The organism is Kribbella sp. NPDC043289 (assembly GCF_056436705.1).
Genome location: NZ_JBWKCB010000009.1, coordinates 224,562 through 243,195, shown reverse-complemented (window position 1 = coordinate 243,195; position 18,634 = coordinate 224,562). Strand labels below are relative to the sequence as shown.

At 68.6% G+C, this 18,634-nt stretch carries 15 protein-coding genes; 13 read left to right on the top strand and 2 right to left on the bottom strand.

The window, feature by feature from the left end; all coding sequences use genetic code 11:
- Positions 1 to 111 precede the first annotated feature (111 nt).
- The 7 genes from AC0662_RS37395 (at position 112) to AC0662_RS37365 (ending at position 9,132) form a co-directional block, all read left to right on the top strand.
- Positions 112 to 1,125, top strand: a complete 1,014-nt coding sequence (locus AC0662_RS37395; protein ID WP_452202022.1) for an ABC transporter ATP-binding protein — start codon at positions 112 to 114, stop codon at positions 1,123 to 1,125.
- Entirely contained in the window at positions 1,122 to 2,102 is a 981-nt protein-coding gene (locus AC0662_RS37390) for an ABC transporter permease (protein WP_452202020.1), read from the top strand. Before AC0662_RS37395 ends, AC0662_RS37390 begins: the two co-directional genes overlap by 4 nt.
- Entirely contained in the window at positions 2,102 to 3,115 is a 1,014-nt protein-coding gene (locus AC0662_RS37385; protein WP_452202018.1) for an ABC transporter permease, read from the top strand. The genes AC0662_RS37390 and AC0662_RS37385 overlap by 1 nt, the downstream gene beginning before the upstream one ends.
- Positions 3,112 to 4,116: an ABC transporter ATP-binding protein gene (locus AC0662_RS37380; protein ID WP_478306597.1), complete on the top strand. Its 1,005-nt coding sequence runs from the start codon at positions 3,112 to 3,114 to the stop codon at positions 4,114 to 4,116. Before AC0662_RS37385 ends, AC0662_RS37380 begins: the two co-directional genes overlap by 4 nt.
- Before the next feature lie 31 nt (positions 4,117 to 4,147).
- Positions 4,148 to 5,527 (top strand): GH1 family beta-glucosidase, encoded by a 1,380-nt coding sequence (locus AC0662_RS37375; RefSeq protein WP_478306595.1) that lies wholly within the window; start codon positions 4,148 to 4,150, stop codon positions 5,525 to 5,527.
- Positions 5,528 to 5,671: 144 nt separating this feature from the next.
- Positions 5,672 to 7,549: a glycoside hydrolase family 5 protein gene (locus AC0662_RS37370; protein ID WP_478306593.1), complete on the top strand. Its 1,878-nt coding sequence runs from the start codon at positions 5,672 to 5,674 to the stop codon at positions 7,547 to 7,549.
- Positions 7,546 to 9,132, top strand: a complete 1,587-nt coding sequence (locus tag AC0662_RS37365) for a beta-N-acetylhexosaminidase (RefSeq protein ID WP_478306591.1) — start codon at positions 7,546 to 7,548, stop codon at positions 9,130 to 9,132. Before AC0662_RS37370 ends, AC0662_RS37365 begins: the two co-directional genes overlap by 4 nt.
- A 1-nt stretch (position 9,133) precedes the next feature.
- Here the strand turns inward: AC0662_RS37365 and AC0662_RS37360 are convergent, their stop codons facing one another.
- Positions 9,134 to 10,687, bottom strand: coding sequence for an FG-GAP-like repeat-containing protein (locus AC0662_RS37360; RefSeq protein WP_478306589.1), 1,554 nt, complete (start codon positions 10,685 to 10,687; stop codon positions 9,134 to 9,136).
- 315 nt (positions 10,688 to 11,002) lie between these two features.
- On the opposite strand from AC0662_RS37360, the gene AC0662_RS37355 reads away from it, so the two are divergent.
- From AC0662_RS37355 to AC0662_RS37340, 4 genes are read left to right on the top strand one after another with little or no spacing between them, the layout of a single operon-like run.
- Positions 11,003 to 11,725 (top strand): SDR family NAD(P)-dependent oxidoreductase, encoded by a 723-nt coding sequence (locus AC0662_RS37355; protein ID WP_452202007.1) that lies wholly within the window; start codon positions 11,003 to 11,005, stop codon positions 11,723 to 11,725.
- 11 nt (positions 11,726 to 11,736) lie between these two features.
- Positions 11,737 to 12,465: a FadR/GntR family transcriptional regulator gene (locus tag AC0662_RS37350; protein ID WP_478306587.1), complete on the top strand. Its 729-nt coding sequence runs from the start codon at positions 11,737 to 11,739 to the stop codon at positions 12,463 to 12,465.
- On the top strand, positions 12,462 to 13,607 hold the full coding sequence (gene dgoD / locus AC0662_RS37345; protein ID WP_478306585.1) for a galactonate dehydratase: 1,146 nt from the start codon (positions 12,462 to 12,464) through the stop codon (positions 13,605 to 13,607). The genes AC0662_RS37350 and dgoD overlap by 4 nt, the downstream gene beginning before the upstream one ends.
- A complete protein-coding gene (locus AC0662_RS37340) occupies positions 13,601 to 14,401 on the top strand; it encodes a hypothetical protein (protein WP_478306583.1) in 801 nt (266 codons plus the stop codon). The genes dgoD and AC0662_RS37340 overlap by 7 nt, the downstream gene beginning before the upstream one ends.
- Before the next feature lie 2 nt (positions 14,402 to 14,403).
- Here the strand turns inward: AC0662_RS37340 and AC0662_RS37335 are convergent, their stop codons facing one another.
- Positions 14,404 to 16,194, bottom strand: coding sequence for an exo-alpha-sialidase (locus AC0662_RS37335; protein WP_452201999.1), 1,791 nt, complete (start codon positions 16,192 to 16,194; stop codon positions 14,404 to 14,406).
- 127 nt (positions 16,195 to 16,321) lie between these two features.
- On the opposite strand from AC0662_RS37335, the gene AC0662_RS37330 reads away from it, so the two are divergent.
- Both AC0662_RS37330 and AC0662_RS37325 read left to right on the top strand, forming a co-directional pair.
- Positions 16,322 to 16,942 (top strand): bifunctional 4-hydroxy-2-oxoglutarate aldolase/2-dehydro-3-deoxy-phosphogluconate aldolase, encoded by a 621-nt coding sequence (locus AC0662_RS37330; RefSeq protein ID WP_452201997.1) that lies wholly within the window; start codon positions 16,322 to 16,324, stop codon positions 16,940 to 16,942.
- A 159-nt stretch (positions 16,943 to 17,101) separates the two neighbouring features.
- Positions 17,102 to 18,034, top strand: a complete 933-nt coding sequence (locus AC0662_RS37325; protein ID WP_478306581.1) for a sugar kinase — start codon at positions 17,102 to 17,104, stop codon at positions 18,032 to 18,034.
- The last annotated feature ends 600 nt before the right edge of the window (positions 18,035 to 18,634 follow it).

Below are 18,634 nucleotides of genomic sequence, written 5' to 3'. Positions count from 1 at the left end.
CCACCCTCTCCCACCCCCCCCCCCCACATAGACCGCGAAAAAACCCCCCCCCCCCCCCCCCCCCCCCCTTTCCCCCCCCCCCCCCCCCCCCGGTGCCGCGATGGGAGACACATGACGGTCACCGAGACCGAGGTTGTTCTGGAGGCCGACGGCCTCACTAAACACTTCCCGGTACGCCGGGGCATCCGCGACCTGTTCAGTCGGGACCACAAGGTGGTGCACGCGGTCGACGGCGTCCGGATCACGTTGCGCCGCGGCCGGGTGACCGCGCTGGTCGGCGAGTCCGGCTCGGGCAAGTCGACGGTCGCGCGGCTGCTCGCCCAGTTGTACGGGCGTACCTCCGGCGACATCCGCCTGCACGGCGAGTCCGTGACAGTGCGCGGCGGCCGCAAGTTCCGCGCGTACTGCCGCCAGGTGCAGATGATCTTCCAGGACCCGTTCGCCTCGCTGAACCCGACGCACACCGTGCGGTACCACCTGACCCGGTCGCTGAAGATCCACGGCCGGGACGGCGATCTCGAGCAGAACCTCCGCGCGCTGCTGGAGCAGGTGCAGCTCACCCCGCCGGAGCGTTACCTCGACAAGTTCCCGCACGAGTTGTCCGGTGGCCAGCGGCAACGGGTCTCGATTGCCCGCGCGCTCGGCGCCGATCCCGAGGCGCTGCTCGCCGACGAGCCGGTATCGATGCTCGACGTGTCGATCCGCCTCGGCGTACTGAACCTGTTGCGGGACCTGAAGGAGCGGCTGAACCTCGCCATCCTGTACATCACCCACGACATCGCCTCCGCGCGGTACTTCGCGGACGAGACGATGGTGATGTACGCCGGCCGTCTCGTCGAAGGCGGCGATTCGGAGACCGTCACGCAGAACCCCGCGCACCCGTACACCCGGCTGCTGATCGAGAGCGCGCCCGACCCGGATCGTCTCGGTCAGCTCGGTGCGCCCGAGGACCAGGCCGGTGGCGAGCCGCCGAGTCTGATCGCACCGCCGAGCGGCTGCCGGTTCAACCCGCGCTGCGTGCACGCGATGCCGAAGTGCTCGACCGACCTGCCGCCGCGCTTCGAGTTGCCGACGCCAGGTCACTGGGCCGCGTGCTGGCTCTATGAAGAGGGGGCAACGAAGTGAAGTTCCTCCTGCAGCGCATCGCGTTCTACGTGTTCACCGCGTGGGCCGCGCTGACCATCAACTTCTTCATCCCGCGGTTGATCCCGGGCGACCCGGTCACCTCGCTGATGGCGAAGTACCAAGGTCAGCTGAGCACCGAGGCGATCCACTCGCTCTACGTGCTCTTCGGCCTGGACAAGAACGCGTCGGTCTGGAGTCAGTACGTCGACTACTGGGGCCAGGTGTTCCACGGCGATCTCGGGTTGTCGTTCACGTTCTTCCCGACCCCGGTGTCGGAGATCCTGAAGCAGAGCCTGCCGTGGACGATCGCCCTGGTCGGCATCACCACCTTCGCCAGCTTCATGATCGGTACGTCGCTCGGCGTACTCGCCGGCTGGCGGCGTGGCTCGATCATGGACGGTCTGTTGCCGGTAACAACCTTCCTGTCGTCGATCCCGTACTTCTGGCTCGGCCTGCTGGCGATCACGCTGCTCGCCGGCCCGGGCAGCTTCTTCCCGTCGTCCGGCGGGTACGAGCCCGGTCTGGTGCCGAGCTTGAACGGGACGTTCATCGGCAGCGCGATCCAGCACAGCCTGCTGCCCGCGATCACGATCCTGATCTCATCGGTGAGCGGCTGGATCCTGACCATGCGGAACATGATGGTGACGGTGTCCTCGGAGGACTACATCACCGTCGCGCACGCGAAGGGCCTGCCCGAACGCCGGGTGATGGTCAGCTACGCGGCCCGCAACGCCCTGCTGCCGAACGTCTCCGGCTTCGCGCTGTCGCTCGGCTTCATCGTCGGAGGCACGCTGCTGGTGGAGATCGTCTTTTCCTACCCGGGCATCGGCTACAACCTGTTCCAGGCGGTCGGCGCCAAGGACTACCCGCTGATGCAGGGCGTGTTCCTGGTGATCACGCTGTCGGTCCTGGTGGCCAACCTGCTCGCCGACGTCGCCTACCTGCTCCTCGACCCGCGTACCCGGAAGGAGGGCTGATGACCGCCACCATCACCGCGGTGACACCCGCCGAGACGGCCGCACCAGCGAAGCGCCGCCGGTTGCGTTTCGTCGCGAACCCGAAGGCCGCGACCGGTCTGGTCGTGCTCGCGTTCTTCTGCCTGATCGCGATCATCGGCCCGTGGATCGCGCCGTACGACCCGGGCGCCCGGAGCAGCGACCTGATCCAGGCGCCGTCCGGCAAGCACTGGTTCGGTACGACGCATCTCGGGCAGGACATCTTCAGTCAGGTACTCGTCGGCACCCGCGGCGTCATGTTCGTCGGGCTGCTGGCCGGTCTGGTCGCGACCGCGCTGTCGATCCTGATCGGAGTCAGCGCGGGTTTCCTCGGCGGCGCCGCGGACGACAGCCTGTCGGCGCTCTCCAACGTTTTCCTGGTGATTCCGGCGCTGCCGCTGATCATCATCGTCGCCTCCACGATCCCGTCGGCCGGTGACCTGATGGTTGCCCTGGTCATCGGTTTCACGTCGTGGGCTTGGGGCGCGCGCGTTCTGCGGGCGCAAACGTTGTCCTTGCGCCGGCGGGACTACGTCGAGGCCGCGCGGGCGACCGGTGAAAGCACCTGGCGACTGATCACCTTCGAGATCATGCCGAACCTGACCGCGATCATCGCCTCCGGTTTCGTGGGCACGGTGATCTTCGCGGTGATGTCCGAGATCACCCTGGCGTTCATCGGCATCTCGACGATCTCCGAATGGAACTGGGGCACGATCCTGTTCTGGGCGCAGAGCCAGCAGGCGCTGGCCCAGGGCGCCTGGTGGTGGTTCGTCCCGGCCGGTCTGGCGATCGCCCTGCTCGGGACGGCGCTGTCGCTGGTGAACTTCGGGATCGACGAATTCGTCAGCCCGCGGTTGCGCAGCAGCGGGCACACCCGGGTGAAGACTAAGGACGGCCACACCGTCCGGATGCGGGTCGGCTTCACTCCGGTGCTGTCGGCGAAGGACGCGCCGGCGACTCCCGTCGTACGCCGCCGTGAGGAGGAGGTCGCATGAAGCAGCCGGTATTGGAGATCAAGAACTTCCATGTCGACTACGGCCTCGGTTCTGAAGCCGTGCAGGCGGTTCGGGACGTCACGCTGACGTTGCACCGCGGTGAGGTGCTCGGCCTGGCCGGCGAGAGCGGCAGCGGGAAGTCCACCCTCGCGTACGGCGTGACGCGGCTGCTGCCGCCGCCCGGCGTGATCAGTGGCGGCTCGGTGATCTACCACCCGCCGTCGGGCGACTCGTACGACGTGATGGCGCTGACCGACGCGGAACTGCGCGCGTTCCGTTGGGCAGAGACGTCGATCGTGTTCCAGGGTGCGATGAACTCGCTGAACCCGGTGCACAAGATCTCCACCCAGATGCTCGACGTGATCAAGGCCCACGAGCCGCAACTGTCACCGCAGGCCCGGATCGCCCGGGCTCAGGAAATGCTGAAACTCGTCGGCATTTCCGCAGACCGGATGGACGCGTACCCGCACCAGTTGTCGGGCGGGATGCGGCAACGGGTCATGATCGGGATGGCGCTCGTCCTCGAGCCACAGGTGGTCATCATGGACGAGCCGACCACCGCGCTGGACGTGGTCATGCAGCGGCAGATCCTCGCGCAACTGGTCGAGCTCCGCGAACGGCTCGGATTCTCGGTCCTGTTCATCACCCACGACCTGTCGCTGCTGGTCGAGTTCTCCGACCGGATCGCGATCATGTACGGCGGCCGGATCGTCGAGGAGGCGCAGTCGAAGGACCTCTACACGGACTCGCTGCATCCCTACAGCGAGGGTCTGCTCAAGTCCTTCCCCGCACTCCGCGGCGAACGGCGCGAGCTGGCCGGGATCCCGGGTTCGCCGCCGGACCTGCGCGGCATGCCGTCCGGGTGCTCGTTCCACCCGCGCTGCCCGCAGGCGTTCGACCGGTGCTCCGTCGACATTCCGGTGCTCGGGATCCCCTCCGCACGCAACGACCCCGACCGCTCCGTCGCGTGCTGGCTCCCCGGCCGCGTTCCCGTTGCCTAGTGCCCCGACTCAGAACACTCGAAGGATGACGATGACCTCTGAAGACCTTGTCGCAGCACTTCCCGCCGGATTCCGGTGGGGTGTCGCGACCTCGGCGTACCAGATCGAGGGCGCGATCGCCGAGGACGGCCGGACGCCGTCGATCTGGGACACGTACTGCCGGGTGCCGGGCGCGATCGACAACGGTGACGTCGGCGACATCGCCTGCGACCACTACCACCGGATGCCGGCCGACGTCGCGCTGATCAAGGACCTCGGCCTGGACACGTACCGGTTCTCGGTGGCGTGGCCGCGGGTGCAGCCGCGCGGCAAGGGCCCGGTGAACCCGGCCGGCCTCGGGTTCTACGACCGGCTGGTCGACGAGCTGCTTGCGCAGGGCATCGACCCGTGGGTGACGCTGTACCACTGGGACCTGCCGCAGGAGCTCGAGGACGCGGGCGGCTGGCCGGTGCGCGACACGGCGTACCGCTTCGCGGAGTACTCGATGCTGGTGTTCGACGCGCTGAAGGACCGGGTCGACACCTGGACCACGCTGAACGAGCCGTGGTGCTCGGCGATGCTCGGCTACGCGTACGGCGCACACGCACCGGGCCGGCGGGAATACCCGGAGGCCATCGCCGCTGTGCACCACCTGCTGCTCGGACACGGGCTCGCGACGCAGCAGATGCGCGAGGCCTCGCCGCGCAAGCTGGACATCGGCATCACGCTGAACGTCGCGACGGCGTACCCGGCCTCGGACGCCGCGCCGGATGTCGACGCCGCGCGCCGGGCGGACGGGATGGGCCGGCGGCTCTACCTCGACCCGCTCGTCCACGGGCACTACCCGGCCGACGTCGTCGCGGATCTCGCGCGCGAGGGTGTCGAACTGCCGATCCAGGACGGTGACCTGGAGATCATCTCGGCGCCGATCGACGTCCTCGGGGTGAACTACTACTTCAGCCAGAAGTTCACCGGGTACGCCGAGGACGGCAGCACCGTCGGCGCGGACGGTCTGCCGGTGAGTCGCGACATACCGCTCGGCAAACCGCGCACCGCGATGGACTGGGAGATCGTGCCCGAGGGCTTCACCGACCTGCTGGTCGGCATCGCCCGCGACTACCCCGGCCTCCCGATGGTGATCACGGAGAACGGCTCCGCCTTCGAGGACGTGCCCGACGAGAACGGGTACGTCGAGGACACCGGCCGCACCGACTACTTCACCTCACACCTCGGCGCGGTCGCCGATGCCATTGCCCAAGGCGCCGACATCCGCGGCTATCTCGCGTGGTCGCTGATGGACAACTTCGAATGGGCCTACGGCTACGTCAAGCGCTTCGGGATCGTCCGCGTCGACTACGACACCCAGAAGCGCACACCCAAGGCCAGCGCCCTTTACCTGAAGCAATTGGTCGCACAACACCGTACGAAGTAGTCACCGTCTCTCCAGGCCATCACAATCCGCCGATCCCCCACCCCACAGGCGGGAACACACGCGCAGCCCAGGATTGTGATGGCCTGGAGATCCGCCGCGCCGCCGGTGCTGGCGGCATCGGACAGGAGCCGGGACGATCGGGGTATGCGCAGAATCGCCCCGTCTGCAGTCATCGTCCTGCTCGCCGCCCTGATCACCCCCACCGTCCCCGCGACGGCCGCGGCAGATCCCCCAACGGTTCCCTTGGTCAGCGGCTGGACTCCACCGTTGAGCACCCGCGGCCGGTACGTCGTCGATGCGAACGGCAACCGTTTCCGCCTCAAGTCCGGCAACTGGCACGGCGCGAGCGGTACGTGGAACGGCTCCGGTGACCAGTCCGACAACGCCAACCACCACGCCGGCGAGAACAGCAACCGGATGCCGCTCGGCCTGGACCGCGCGCCGATCGCCGGCATCATCTCCGGCTTCGCCGAACTCGGCCTGAACAGCATCCGCCTGCAGTTCTCGAACGAGATGATCCACGACACCACCCCGGTCACCGACGCCTCCGTCGCCGCCAACCCGAGCCTGCGCGGCAAGACCCCGCTGCAGGTGTACGACGTCGTCGTACAGCAACTCACCGACGCCGGTTTCGCGGTCATCCTGAACAATCACACCAACACCACCCGCTGGTGCTGCGGCCTGGACGGCAACGAACGCTGGAACGCGAGCCAGTCGACCGAGACCTGGGAGAACGACTGGCTGTTCATCGTCAACCGCTACAAGACCAACCCACGCGTCGTCGGCGCCGACCTCTACAACGAGGTACGCCGGGATCTCCTGGACGACCCGAACTGGGGACTCGGCGACCAGCACGACTGGTTCGCCGCCTCCCAGCACCTCGGCGACCGGATCCTCACCGAGGCGAACCCGAACCTGCTGATCGTTGTCGAGGGCATCAACTGGACCGGCATCCCGGCCGACGGTCTCCCCCACGACCGCCCGACGCTGACACCCGCCCGGAACCTCTCGCACACGCTCGTCGCCTCCGACAAGCTCGTGTACTCCGCGCACTTCTACGACTACACCGGTCCACGACACAGCGGTGCGACCGGGACGGGCGAGACCCACGACCCGCGGTACCGCGATCTGTCCCCCGAAGAACTCATCAGCGAACTGAACCGGCAGGCGTTCTTCGTCACCGGTGAGGAAGGTCATTTCACCGCACCCCTGTGGATCAGCGAGTTCGGCATCGGCGGTCGCGAGGAGACCGGCGCGTTGCCGCGCGCGTGGTTCGAGCACTTCGTCGACCAACTGATCCGCACCGACGCCGACTTCGCGTACTGGCCCGTCGTCGGCTGGCACAACACCACCGGCACGGACAACGGCTGGGCGCTCCTGGCCTGGGACACCGCTGGTCGGCGGATCGGTCTGTACGACGGTGACGACTGGCGAGCGTCCGCGTGGACCCGGCTGATGAACGCACCGAGCAAGACCGGACCGGTCGCCGAGACGACAGTGTGGAAGATGCTCAGCCCGGACCACGGTGACTTCGTCGAATCACTCCGGATGCGCGGCGCGGGCGACTGGGACAACGGTGCGCGCAAGGCTGCGTGCCCCGATGGGCTGCGGCTGGTCGGTCTCAGCCACACCGGCAACCGCGGACTGTGCCGCTCGGGCGGACCAGTGTGGTCGGGCGCGTACGAGGTGGTGAAGGACGAGAGCCATGTCTCCCCCGACTGGGCCTCCGGCTACACGAAGTACCAGTGCGCTCCGAACTCCTACCTGATCGGGTACGGCGTCCGCGGTGCGCGCGTGTCCTCGGTCCTGTGTGCCGGCACGTCGCAAACGCTGAGCGCCACCGGGAGGACGGTCTGGTTCGACCGTGGCGACAGCCGGAGCGGCGCTGGCGGTGACTTCGCCAACGGCAACTACAAGGGTCAGTGCGCGGACGACGAGTACGTCGCCGGGGTCGCGTTCACGACGCGCGTGGGCTCGAGTGGTACCCCAGACGCCCTGTATTGCCGCAAACTCGTCGCATGACTCTTCCCGTGATCCCCGCGCCCGCGAAGACCGTCCCCGGCGATAGCACCTTCACCCTGACCGCTTCGGCAGGCGTCGCCGTCGCCGTACCGGAGCTCGCCGACGTCGCCGCCCGCTTCGTCCAGGACGTCAAGGTCGACTCCGGCCTCGCGTTCACCGGCAACTCGGGCATCACCGTGGCAATCGACTCGGTGGAGGATGTTGCCCCCGCCGCCGGTCTGCGAGCCGACGGTGCGGACGTGGACGAGCGCCACGGTCTGGAGATCACGAGCGCGGGCGTCCGGGTCTGGGGCCCGACGCCCGAGGCGGTCCACCGCGGTCTGACCTCACTGCGGCAGCTCATCTCGACCCACCTCCAGGAGGGTACGGCGGTCCTCCCGAGCACCCGGATCGTCGACGGACCGCGCTTCGCCTGGCGCGGTCTCTCGTTCGACGTCGTCCGCACGTTCCACGGGCCCGACGAGGTACGGCGCGTCATCGACATGCTGTCGCTGTACAAGCTGAACGTGCTGCACCTCCACCTGACCGACGACCAGGGCTGGCGGGTCGAAGTACCGAAACGCCCCGCACTGACCGAGGTGGGTGCGGCCGGGGCACTCGGAGATCGGCCGGGTGGGTTCTACACGCAGGCCGAGCTGGCGGAGCTCGTGGCGTACGCGGCCGAGCGGTTCGTGACCGTCGTACCGGAGATCGACATGCCCGGGCATACGTCGGCGGTCTTCACGGCGTACCCGGAGCTGGCGCCGGCCGAGCTGCGCACCATCGACTTCGGCAACGGGACGAGCATCCCACTCAACGCGCTCGAGCCCGACCGCCCGGAGACGTGGGCGTTCGTCGAGGATGTGCTGGATGCGGTCGTCCCGCAGTTTCCGCAGAGCGCGTACGTGCACATCGGCGGCGACGAGGCGTGGGGCATGTCCGACGAGGATCACGCAGCCTTCGTCGACAAGGCCTCCGAACTTGTCCGGGCCCGCGGCAAGCGCGTCGTCGGCTGGCAGGAAATCGCCCGCGGCGCGATCGGTCCGGACGACGTGGCGCAGTACTGGATCAGCATCGACCTCGACGCGATGGACAGCGGCGACCGGCCGGCCCCACCGGCGGATCTGCTGCCGATCATCGTCGAGCACTTCGAGAAGGCGAAGGGTGACGCCCCGAAGGCACTGGCCGCCGGAGCGCGCCTGATCGCCTCACCCACGACCTGGGTGTACTTCGACCGTCCGCACGGCGATGCGTCGTCCGATCCCGCTCAGGAGGAGGCGCGGAAACGGCTCGGCCTGGAGTTCTACGGGCCGGCGACCTTGCGCGACGGCCTGTCGTGGGACCCCGTCGAGAACACGCCCGGGGTCACCTCTCCCGATCAACTCGCCGGCGTCGAGGCCGCGATCTGGTGCGAGACGATCCTCAGCTCCGACGACCTCGAACTCATGCTGCTGCCACGCCTTCCCGGTGCCGCCGAGAAGGCGTGGTCACAGCAGACGTCCACCGATTGGCCCGAGTACGCCGGTCGGCTCGGTCGGCAGTCCACCGCGTGGCAGCGGCGTACCTGGACCTGGCTTCGCTCGACGGAAGTCGATTGGGCCTGACTCAGCTGTTCCAGCCCGAGCCTTGGGTGGTGCGGGTGCCGAGGCCGCTCGCCTTGCCCGGGTACGAGTACATCTGGCCGGTGCTGTTGTTGACGGTGACCACGTCCGGGATCTTGTCGCCGGTGATGTCGCCGACGCCGGTCAGCGAGCGGTACCCGTTCCAGCCGCCGGTGCCGATCTCGACGCGAGCGGTACCGCCGGCGAAGTTCGGGCCCTTGTAGAGCCAGAGCTTGCCGGTCTTCGGGTCGACGGTGACCAGGTCGGGCTTGCCGTCCCGGGACAGGTCACCGACGGCGGCGAGCTTGGTCAGGTTGGTCCAGCCGGCGCCGATCTGCTTGCGCGTCCCGAGCCCGTTCGCGGTCCCCGGGTAGACCCAGAGCTTGCCGGTCGACTTCTCGATCGTGACCAGGTCCTGGTGTGCGTCGCCGAGGATGTTGCCGATCCCGATGATGTCGCGCATCCCGTTCCAGCCGCCGTTGCCGATCAGCTTACGGGTCGAACCCGACGGCGTCGGCCCCGGGAACAGGTACAGCTTGCCGGTGGACTTCTCCACCGCGACGAGGTCCGCCTTGCCGTCTCCGGTCAGGTCGCCGACGGGCGCGATCTCGGTCATCGCGTTCCACCCGGTGCTCAGCTTCACGGCCGACGTACCGCCGGCGAAGCCGCCGTTGCCGTTGTTCGTGTACCGGTACAGCGTGCCGTCCTGGCGGTCGACCGCGACCAGGTCGTCGCGCCCGTCACCGCTCAGGTCGCCGGCGTTCGTCAGGTCCACGTCCGAGTGCGCCGACACGTACGACAGGCCGTACTGCTGCATCGTCGCGTTCAGCGTCGCCGCGGAAATGGTGTGCGTGCCGCCGGTGGACTTCCACGGGTCCCAGACCGTCAGCGTCTTCTTGTTCAGGTCGTAGCCGTAGATCATGATCGCGTGCCCGAAGTGGCCGCTCATGCCCTTGTTCCAGGGCAGCTTCTCCATCCAGACGCCGATCTTCGGTGCCCGCTTGAGAATGCCGATGTCGTGCGCGGCCCAGTTCAGCAGATTGGTCGCGTTGCCGGTGGTGTCGGCGTCCCAGACGGAGTACCCGAGCGGGTTGATGTAGCCGTTGATCACCGGCAGGGCGGTCTTGTCGTACGTGCCTGAGGTGGTGGTCTTCATCTGCTTCGCGAGCGTCTGCTGGGTGACGTTCACGCCGAACGTCCCGAGGCTGACCGCACTCGACGCGGGCACGCAGTAGTAGTTGGTGCTCTGGTAGACGCCCTTGATCGCGAGCTTCCCGGTCGCCGGCACCGATGCGGCCGCCGCGGCCACTGCCTGCGGCTGGGCCATCGCGGTCTTGCGTTGGGCAGGCGCCTGCGCGCCGGCCGGCTGCAGCGCGCCGCTCGGTGTCAGCGGGGTCGCCGCCGCGATGTCCTCGGGGCTGAGAGCGACGGACCCGGTCGCCGGCGGAGTGTCCGCGCTCGTCTTGTCGTCGGCAGTCGCGACATGCACGACCCCACCGACCACCAGCCCCAGACCCACTACAACCGCACTACCGAGCTTCAACCGCCGATGCTTCATTCAGTCCTCACTTGGTCCGCCGATCAAACCAAAGAGGACCTAAACACACCGAAGGGGCACAGAGAGGTCGGCAGCTCGACAGGACCTGTCGGGGAGGACGGGACCAATCCCGCCTTGCCCACGCCTGCGGCTCGACACAGTGGACGTATACGTACTGTCGAGCTGCCGATCTCCCTCAGCAGCTGGCGGTATTAATTCGTAAATTATGAGCAAATTGCTTGACGGGCGAAGTGGTCGCGGTCAACCTGGTGCCTTGTTCATCGTTGGAACGCTGGCTCGCCCGTGCTTGGGTGGGAATGACTTGAGGAGGCGCGGGTGCGGCTGGCTGGGCGGGTGATCGTGGTGACCGGGGCCGCGTCGGGGATCGGCGCGGCGTGCGCCGAACGGGCGTTGACCGAGGGCGCGCAGGTCGTGCAGGTGGACATCCACCCCGGCAAGGAGCTGCCGGGCAAGGCGATCAGCGTGGTCGGTGACGTCGCGTCGCCGGACACCTGGGCGGAGGTCGCGGCCCGCGGCCGGGACGAGCTCGGCCCGATCGACGGCCTGGTCAGCAACGCGGTCGTCGTCGACGTGAAGCCGGCCCACGAACTGTCACCGCCGTCCTGGCAACGCCAGCTCGACGTCAACCTGACCGCCGCCTTCCTCGGCTTCCAGGCCCTGTACGACGACCTGGTCGCGAACGCCGGCTCGGTCGTCCTCGTCTCCTCGGTGCACGCCATCGCGGGTCTCCCAGGACACCCGGCGTACGCCGCGACGAAGGGCGCACTCGTCTCGCTCGGGCGTCAGCTGGCCGTCGAGTACGGTCGCTCGATCCGGGTCAACACGGTGCTTCCGGGCCCGGTCGTGACGGCGATGTGGGACCGCGTCGACGCGGAGGGACGCGCGAAGAGCGCCCAGGCGACGGCGCTGAAGCGGCTCGGACAACCGGACGAGGTCGCGCAGGCGGTGGCGTTCCTGCTGTCGTCCGAGGCGTCGTTCGTGACTGCCACCAGTCTGGTGGTCGACGGCGGATGGTCCGCGGTGAAGGACTCGGCGTGAAGGAGAGCAGAGTGACGGGGATTCAGCGCGGCGTGACGCGGGGTCTGCACGGCCAGATCGTGGAGGAGATGGCGCAGCGCATCCTGTCCGGGCAGATCCCGGAGGGCGCGACCATCAACGTGACCGAACTGCAGGCCGACCTCGGTGTCAGCCTGACCGCGGTCCGCGAGGCACTGAAGGTACTGACCGCGAAGGGTCTCGTCGACGCGCGGCAGAAGCGCGGCACGTTCGTCCGGCCGCGGTCGGACTGGAACCTGCTCGACGCGGACATGATCCGCTGGCACTTCCGCGACGCCGACGCCCGGCCCGAGCTGCTCGAGGAACTGCACGAGGTCCGCGGCATCGTCGAGCCGGCCGCCGCCCGGCTGGCCGCGATCCGCGGCGACGACTCGCACCTCGCCGCGTTGGACGCAGCGCTCGCCGCGATGGAGTCCGCGGCTGACGACCTCGCGGCCGTGACCGCGGACCTCGCCTTCCACCGCGCGTTGCTCGCGGCAACGGGGAACGAGCTGCTGACCAAGATGGAAGTGATCATGGAGACCGGGCTCGCCGACCGCGACCGTCTGGTGCACACCGTGAAGCCGTCCGACGACCCGGTGCCGAGCCACCGGCTGGTCGTGGACGCGGTCCGCGCGCACGACCCCGAAGGCGCCGAGCTCGCGATGCGCGAACTGCTCGCGAAGGCGGCCGAGGACCTCACCGAGGTTCGTGGCTCCAGGAGCCGGAGGCGACGCAAGTGAAGATCGAGAGAATCGAGACGTTCCTCGTCCCGCCGCGCTGGCTGTTCTGCCGGATCGAGACCAGTGACGGTGTCGTCGGGTGGGGCGAGCCGGTCGTCGAAGGTCGCGCCGAAGTGGTGCGCGCGGCGATCGACGTACTGTCGGAGTACCTGATCGGGCAGGACCCGCTGCAGATCGAGCGGCACTGGCAGGTGTTGACGAAGGGCGGCTTCTATCGCGGCGGACCGGTGCTCAGCAGCGCCGTCGCCGGCCTCGACCACGCCCTCTGGGACATCGCCGGCAAGGTGTACGGCGCCCCGGTGTCAGCGCTGCTCGGTGGGCGGGTGCGCGATCGGGTCCGCGTGTACGCGTGGGTCGGCGGCGACGAACCGTCGTCGATCGGCGAGGCCGTCGCCGAGCAGATCGCGGCGGGCATGACCGCGGTGAAGATGAACGCCAGCGGGCTGATCCAGACGTCGCCATCTGTTGCCGAGATCAACGACATCGTGACTCGGCTCGCCGCGGCCCGTGAGGTCCTCGGTGATTCGCGCGATGTCGCGATCGACCTGCACGGGCGGGTCGGCGTGGCCGCGGCGCGACGGATCCTGCACGCGGTCGAGGACCTGCACCCGATGTTCGTCGAGGAGCCGGTGCTGCCCGAGCAGATGGCGCATCTGCCTGAAGTGGTGACGACGTCGACGGTGCCGGTGGCGCTGGGCGAGCGGCTCTACCACCGGTCCGATTTCCTCGCGCCGCTGAACGCGGGGGTCGCGGTTGTGCAGCCCGACGTGTCGCATGCCGGCGGGATCTCCGAGCTGCGGCGGATCGCCGTACTCGCGGATGCGCACGGTGCGATGCTCGCGCCGCACTGTCCCTTGGGGCCGATCTCGCTGGCGGCGTCGTTGCAGGTGTCGTTCGCGACGCCGAACTTCCTGATCCAGGAGCAGAGCCGCGGCATCCACTACAACGTGACGAGTGACCTCACGTCGTACGTCGTGGATCCGGCGCCGTTCACCTGGGTCGACGGTCATGCCGAGTGGAATCCCCAACCGGGCCTGGGGATCACGGTCGACGAGGACGCCGTCCGCGCCGCCGACCGGACCGGTCACGCGTGGCGCAACCCGGTGTGGACCCACCACGACGGCTCGTTCGCGGAATGGTGAGCGGGGCCGGCCGCGTCGTCACGATCGACGCCGCCGACGGCGGGCGCTGGACATCCCTGCGCCTCGCCGGACGCGAATGGCTCTGGGGCGGTCCAGGCCTGATCACCGGTTCGCGCGCCGGTCTCGCGACGTTCGTCGATGCCGGCGGGGTCGACGAGTGCTTTCCCACGATCCGCGGGGTGCCTGACCACGGAGGTCTGTGGAACCAGCCCTGGGACAGTTCGGTCGTGTTCGGGGACGCGGTGCTGACCCGCGCGTTCACCCCGGGCGCGGAGACCGTCACGGTCGACTACCACCTGGAAGCATCACCCGGTTACCGCTTCCTTTGGGCGGCCCACGCACTGCTCGACTGCGTGCCCGGTGCAACCATCTCCGCACTGCCGGGAACGGTCTGCCGGCTCTATCCCGAGGCGGCTCCCTTGTTGCCGTGGGCCTGGCCGGACGGCGAACCCTGGGTGGCCGCTGGCTGGCCGACGCCGCTCGAGCTCGGGGAGTTCGGACCCACGGACGGATCCGCCGCCGGCGCGATCCTGGTGGACTGCCCGACGGTCTCGGTCCGCGACCGCGGCGCCGAACTCACGTGGACGTTGAGTTGCCCGGGGCAACCGGTTTCGGTCGCGTTGTGGCGTAACCAGGGCGGCTTCCCGAGCGATGCGCCGTACCGGAGTCTCGGGGTGGAGGCGATGCTCGGGCGGGTGTTCGACCTCGCGGAGGCCGGGCCGGACGACGCCGCGGTGGTGCCGGCGAGTGGTGAACTGACCTGGCGGTTGACGGTCGCCGCCAGGCCGGTCTGATGTCACCCGAGCGGCAGATCGAGTACGGCGTTCGGTACCGCGGTGCTGTTGCTCGTGCGGATGCTGTTGAGCTCGGTCGCGGTCAGCGCTCGCTTGTAGAGGCGTACCTCGTCGAGCGAGCCGTCGAAGTGATGGGCGCCGTCGAGCCGCTGACCGACGTACATCTTGAAGGGGCGGCCGGGGCTGACCGATCCGCTGGGCGCGGTGACGCTCGCGATCTGGGCGCCGTCGACCCAGATCGCGAGCGTGCCGGCCTTGCGTTGCAGGGCGACGTGGTGCCAGGCGTTGTCGTTGTACGCCTTCGCTGTCTGGACCGCTGCGGTGTTGCCGCCGGTGGTGATCAGGCCGCGGATGCGACCGTCGGCCGGTTCCGCGCGGAGCCAGAACTGCGAGAACTCGTTGATGCCGTATCCCCAGAAGATCGCCTGCGGGGTGGTGGAGGCGCCGTACTTGATCCACGCCATCGCGGTGAAGTCACCGGCGCCGACCGCGAGCGACTCGGCGTACGGCAACTGGATCGCGTCGTCGACACCGTCGAGATCCCGCGCCTGCCCGAACTTGCCGGCGACCGAGGTCGTGCCGCCGCGCAGGTAGCTGTTGTTGTTCAGGCCGGAGACGTCCAGCGTGGTCGTGCCGAGCGGCGCGTCCGGGTGGCCGATGTCGTTCTCGGTGAAGCGCGCGAAACGGATCTGGTCCCGCGCGTCGACCGTACCGCCCTCGTAGAGCAGGCCGATCTCGCCGGTGTCGAGGATCGCCATGTCGGAGTACCCGGACCAGTCGCTGGTGATCCTCGTGCCCTCGTCGACGGTCTGCCAGGTCTTGCCCTCGTCGAAGCTGGACCGGATCGTCATGTACCGCCGCCGATCGGGATCCGCAGGCGAGGCAAACAAGAGCCGGTTGTATTTGTCCCCTTGATCGACCGCACGCAACCGCTGCAGCGACCCCTGTACGACGGGAGTGGTCAGGCCGGTGATCGTCGCGAAGGGGGCCGCAAACGTTTGAGCACCGTCGTTGCTCACCGCGGCCATCCGGCTGGCACCCGACGTACCGGCGTTGTTGCGCGCACCGGCGTACACGCTTCCGTCGACCTTCTCGACGACGCTGATCTCCTGCGGCGTGGCGTCCGAGCGCAGATCCGTCGCGCCCTTGTGCCAGGTGTCGCCGTGGTCGTCGCTGTAGACGAGCTGACCGGCGTTCTGGCCGGCGCCGTTGTCGTAGTTGGTGCCCACGACGAGACGACCGGCATGAGCGCCGCGGGTGAGCTGAATGCCGTGCACGGGACCGGTCGCGTACCAGCCCCACGCCGGGTCGTCGATCTGGTCGCCGATGTTCTTCGCCTTGCTCCACGTCTTCCCGTCGTCCTCACTGAACTGGACGTACGGCGTCCGCGGGCGGCTCGTCGTACCGGGGTCCATCGTGGTGAGCAGGACGATGCGGCCGGTCTCGTAGTCGACGATCGGGGCCGGGTTGCCTCGGGTGGCGACGGCGTTCGGGTCGGAGTCGGTGCCGGAGAGGACGGTTTGGGTGGCCGACCAGGTACGGCCGTCGTCCTCGGAGCGGCGCATCACCAGGTCGATCTCCTGGGAGTCGGCGCACCAAGCGCGGCGGGCCTCGGCGAAGGCGAGCAAGGTGCCGGCCTTGGTCTTCACGATCGCGGGGATGCGGTAGCAGCCGTAGCCGGCATCTCCCTTGTTGAACAGGACGGTCGTCGTGACGGCGGCTTGGGCAGTCGGTGCTTGCACGGTCAGCGCGGTCAGCGCCAGCGCGATCAGCAGGGCTTTGAGCTTAGGCATGAGCGGATGCCTCCAGAAAGTAAACAACGGGGCGGTTGTTCACTAAGAAAGTTAGCCACAGATCGGGCGTCCACACCAGAGCTCATGGGACGTCCTATGTCTATCCTCGTCACTTAGGTTGGAGACCATGGATCTGCTTGCCGAACTCCGGAGCCGGAAACTGCTCGCGATCATCCGCGCGGACAGCGCGGACACCGCGCTGGCCTGCGTCGAGACCCTGGTCGAGGCCGGGATCACCGCGCTGGAGATCTCACTGACCACGCCGGGCGGCGTCGAGGCGATCGCCAACGCGCGGTCGCTGTACGACGCACACATCCTGATCGGCGCCGGCACCGTCGTCACCGCGACCCAGGCCGACGAGGTCGCCGCCGCCGGCGCCGGGTTCGCCGTCACACCGGCGATCACCCGCGGCTCCCACCGCTCGATCGAACTCGGCCTGCCGCTGCTCTGCGGCGCGCTCACCCCCACCGAGGTGGTCACCGCGCTCGACCTGGGAGCCACCGCCGTCAAGATCTTCCCCGCCAAACTCCACGGCCCGGGCTACCTCTCCGAACTCCGAGCCCCACTCCCCGACGCTCCCCTGATCGCGGTCGGCGGGATCGACGCGGTCTCCGCCCCCCAGTACCTGGCCGCCGGCGCCTTGGCCGTCGGCGTCGGTTCCCCCCTCCTTGGCGACGCGGCCATGGGCGGCAACCTCGCCGACCTAGCCGTCCGAGCCCAAACTTTCCGCACCACCCTCAACGTATGACCACCCACCACCTCACGAAGCCCCGCTCGCCTCGCTCCCCCCTCGCCTCGAGACCCGCTCGATGCTCCACCTTCGCCCTCCCCACGAACCGCCCGATGACCTACCCCGCTCGTCCCGCGGACCGCTCGATGACCGCCTGTTCACCCTTCGGAGTGCTTGATGACTGATCTGTTGACGTTCGGTGAGACGATGGTTTCGGTGCGGACCGCCCGCCCGATGCGCCTCGGTGGGGACGCACACCTGTCGATCGCCGGCTCCGAGAGCAACGTCGCGATCGGCCTCGCCCGCCTCGGCCACCACGCCACCTGGCTGAGCGCCGTCGGCAACGACGAACCCGGTCGCCTGATCCAGCGCACCCTGCGCGCCGAAGGCGTCGACACCACCCACCTGCGGTACGCCGACGACGCGTTCACCGGTTTCATCGCCTTCGACCAGCCCTCGCACGACATCACCCGCGTCAGCTACCACCGAAACGGCTCGGCCGCCTCCACCCTCACCGCCGACGAAACCACCGCCGCGATCACCGCGATCCGCCCCACCCTCCTACATGTCACCGGCATCACCCCCGCCCTCTCCGACACCACCCGCGCCGCGACTTTGGCCGCCGTACAAACGGCGTATGCAGCCGGCGTGCAGGTGTCGCTAGACGTCAACTACCGCGCCCGCCTCTGGTCCCGCCCCGAAGACGCCGGCGCACTCCGCGAACTCCTCCCGTACATCCACACCGTGTTCGCCTCCGACGACGAACTCGACCTCCTCACCGACGCCGCCGAGCCCGTCACCGACCTCCTCAGCACCGTCGACCACGTCATCGTCACCGCCGGCAGCAAAGGCGCCTGGGCGCATTCGTCCGCAGGAACCATCCACCAGCCCGCCCTCCCGGTAACCGTCGCCGACAGCATCGGCGCCGGCGACGCCTTCGTCTCCGGCTACCTCTCAGCCACCCTCGATGCCCTCTCCCCCGAATCCCGCCTCGAACGCGCCACGACCTCCGGCGCCTTCTGCGTCTCGGCGTACGGCGACTGGGAATCCCTCCCCACCCGCGAAGACCTCACCCTCCTCACCCACACCCAGGGCACCGCCCTCCGCTGACCCATGTCACCAAGCAGGCGTCTATCTCGTCTTACCAACTGACACCGGACGAGAAGAAGCCGTGGTGAATGCATGCGAACAGCTCCGGCGAGAGCACGAGCGGACTTGCGGTGGACACGCGACGGGAACTGCAGTCGAGCGCACGAGACGAACTGCGGCGGACTCGCGATCAGACCGCGGCCAACTGCGACGACCGCGCGAGCGAAACCGCGGCGAAGGCACGGCACGAACGGCGGGTTGGGGAGGATTTGGTGCCCGGAATGGGCAGGCAATCCTCCCCAAGGTGATCGGGTCGAACCCGCGGAGCCGGATGCGCGGGAAGAAGTGCTGTGGATGCGCGGGAGAAACCGCAGTGAGAGCGCCCGCGCCGCACGAACCGCGGCGGACGCGTGGAGGAAGTGCGGTGCGAGCGGCGGGCGAGCTGCGACGACCGCGCCAACGGAACCGCAGCGAGGGCACGGCACGAACGGCGGGCTGGGGAGGATTTGGTGCCCGGAATGGGCAGGCAATCCTCCCCAAGGTGATCGGGTCGTGACCGCGGCGGCGGACGCGCGGGAAGAAGTGCTGTGGATGCGCGAGAGGAACTGGAATGAGTGCGCG

Coding starts and splice junctions, on each gene's coding strand:
- AC0662_RS37395 (WP_452202022.1), top strand. CDS start 112: ATGACGGTCACCGAGACCGAGGTTGTTCTGGAGGCCGACGGCCTCACT.
- AC0662_RS37385 (WP_452202018.1), top strand. CDS start 2,102: ATGACCGCCACCATCACCGCGGTGACACCCGCCGAGACGGCCGCACCA.
- AC0662_RS37380 (WP_478306597.1), top strand. CDS start 3,112: ATGAAGCAGCCGGTATTGGAGATCAAGAACTTCCATGTCGACTACGGC.
- AC0662_RS37375 (WP_478306595.1), top strand. CDS start 4,148: ATGACCTCTGAAGACCTTGTCGCAGCACTTCCCGCCGGATTCCGGTGG.
- AC0662_RS37370 (WP_478306593.1), top strand. CDS start 5,672: ATGCGCAGAATCGCCCCGTCTGCAGTCATCGTCCTGCTCGCCGCCCTG.
- AC0662_RS37365 (WP_478306591.1), top strand. CDS start 7,546: ATGACTCTTCCCGTGATCCCCGCGCCCGCGAAGACCGTCCCCGGCGAT.
- AC0662_RS37360 (WP_478306589.1), bottom strand. CDS start 10,687: ATGAAGCATCGGCGGTTGAAGCTCGGTAGTGCGGTTGTAGTGGGTCTG.
- AC0662_RS37340 (WP_478306583.1), top strand. CDS start 13,601: ATGGTGAGCGGGGCCGGCCGCGTCGTCACGATCGACGCCGCCGACGGC.
- AC0662_RS37335 (WP_452201999.1), bottom strand. CDS start 16,194: ATGCCTAAGCTCAAAGCCCTGCTGATCGCGCTGGCGCTGACCGCGCTG.
- AC0662_RS37330 (WP_452201997.1), top strand. CDS start 16,322: ATGGATCTGCTTGCCGAACTCCGGAGCCGGAAACTGCTCGCGATCATC.
- AC0662_RS37325 (WP_478306581.1), top strand. CDS start 17,102: ATGACTGATCTGTTGACGTTCGGTGAGACGATGGTTTCGGTGCGGACC.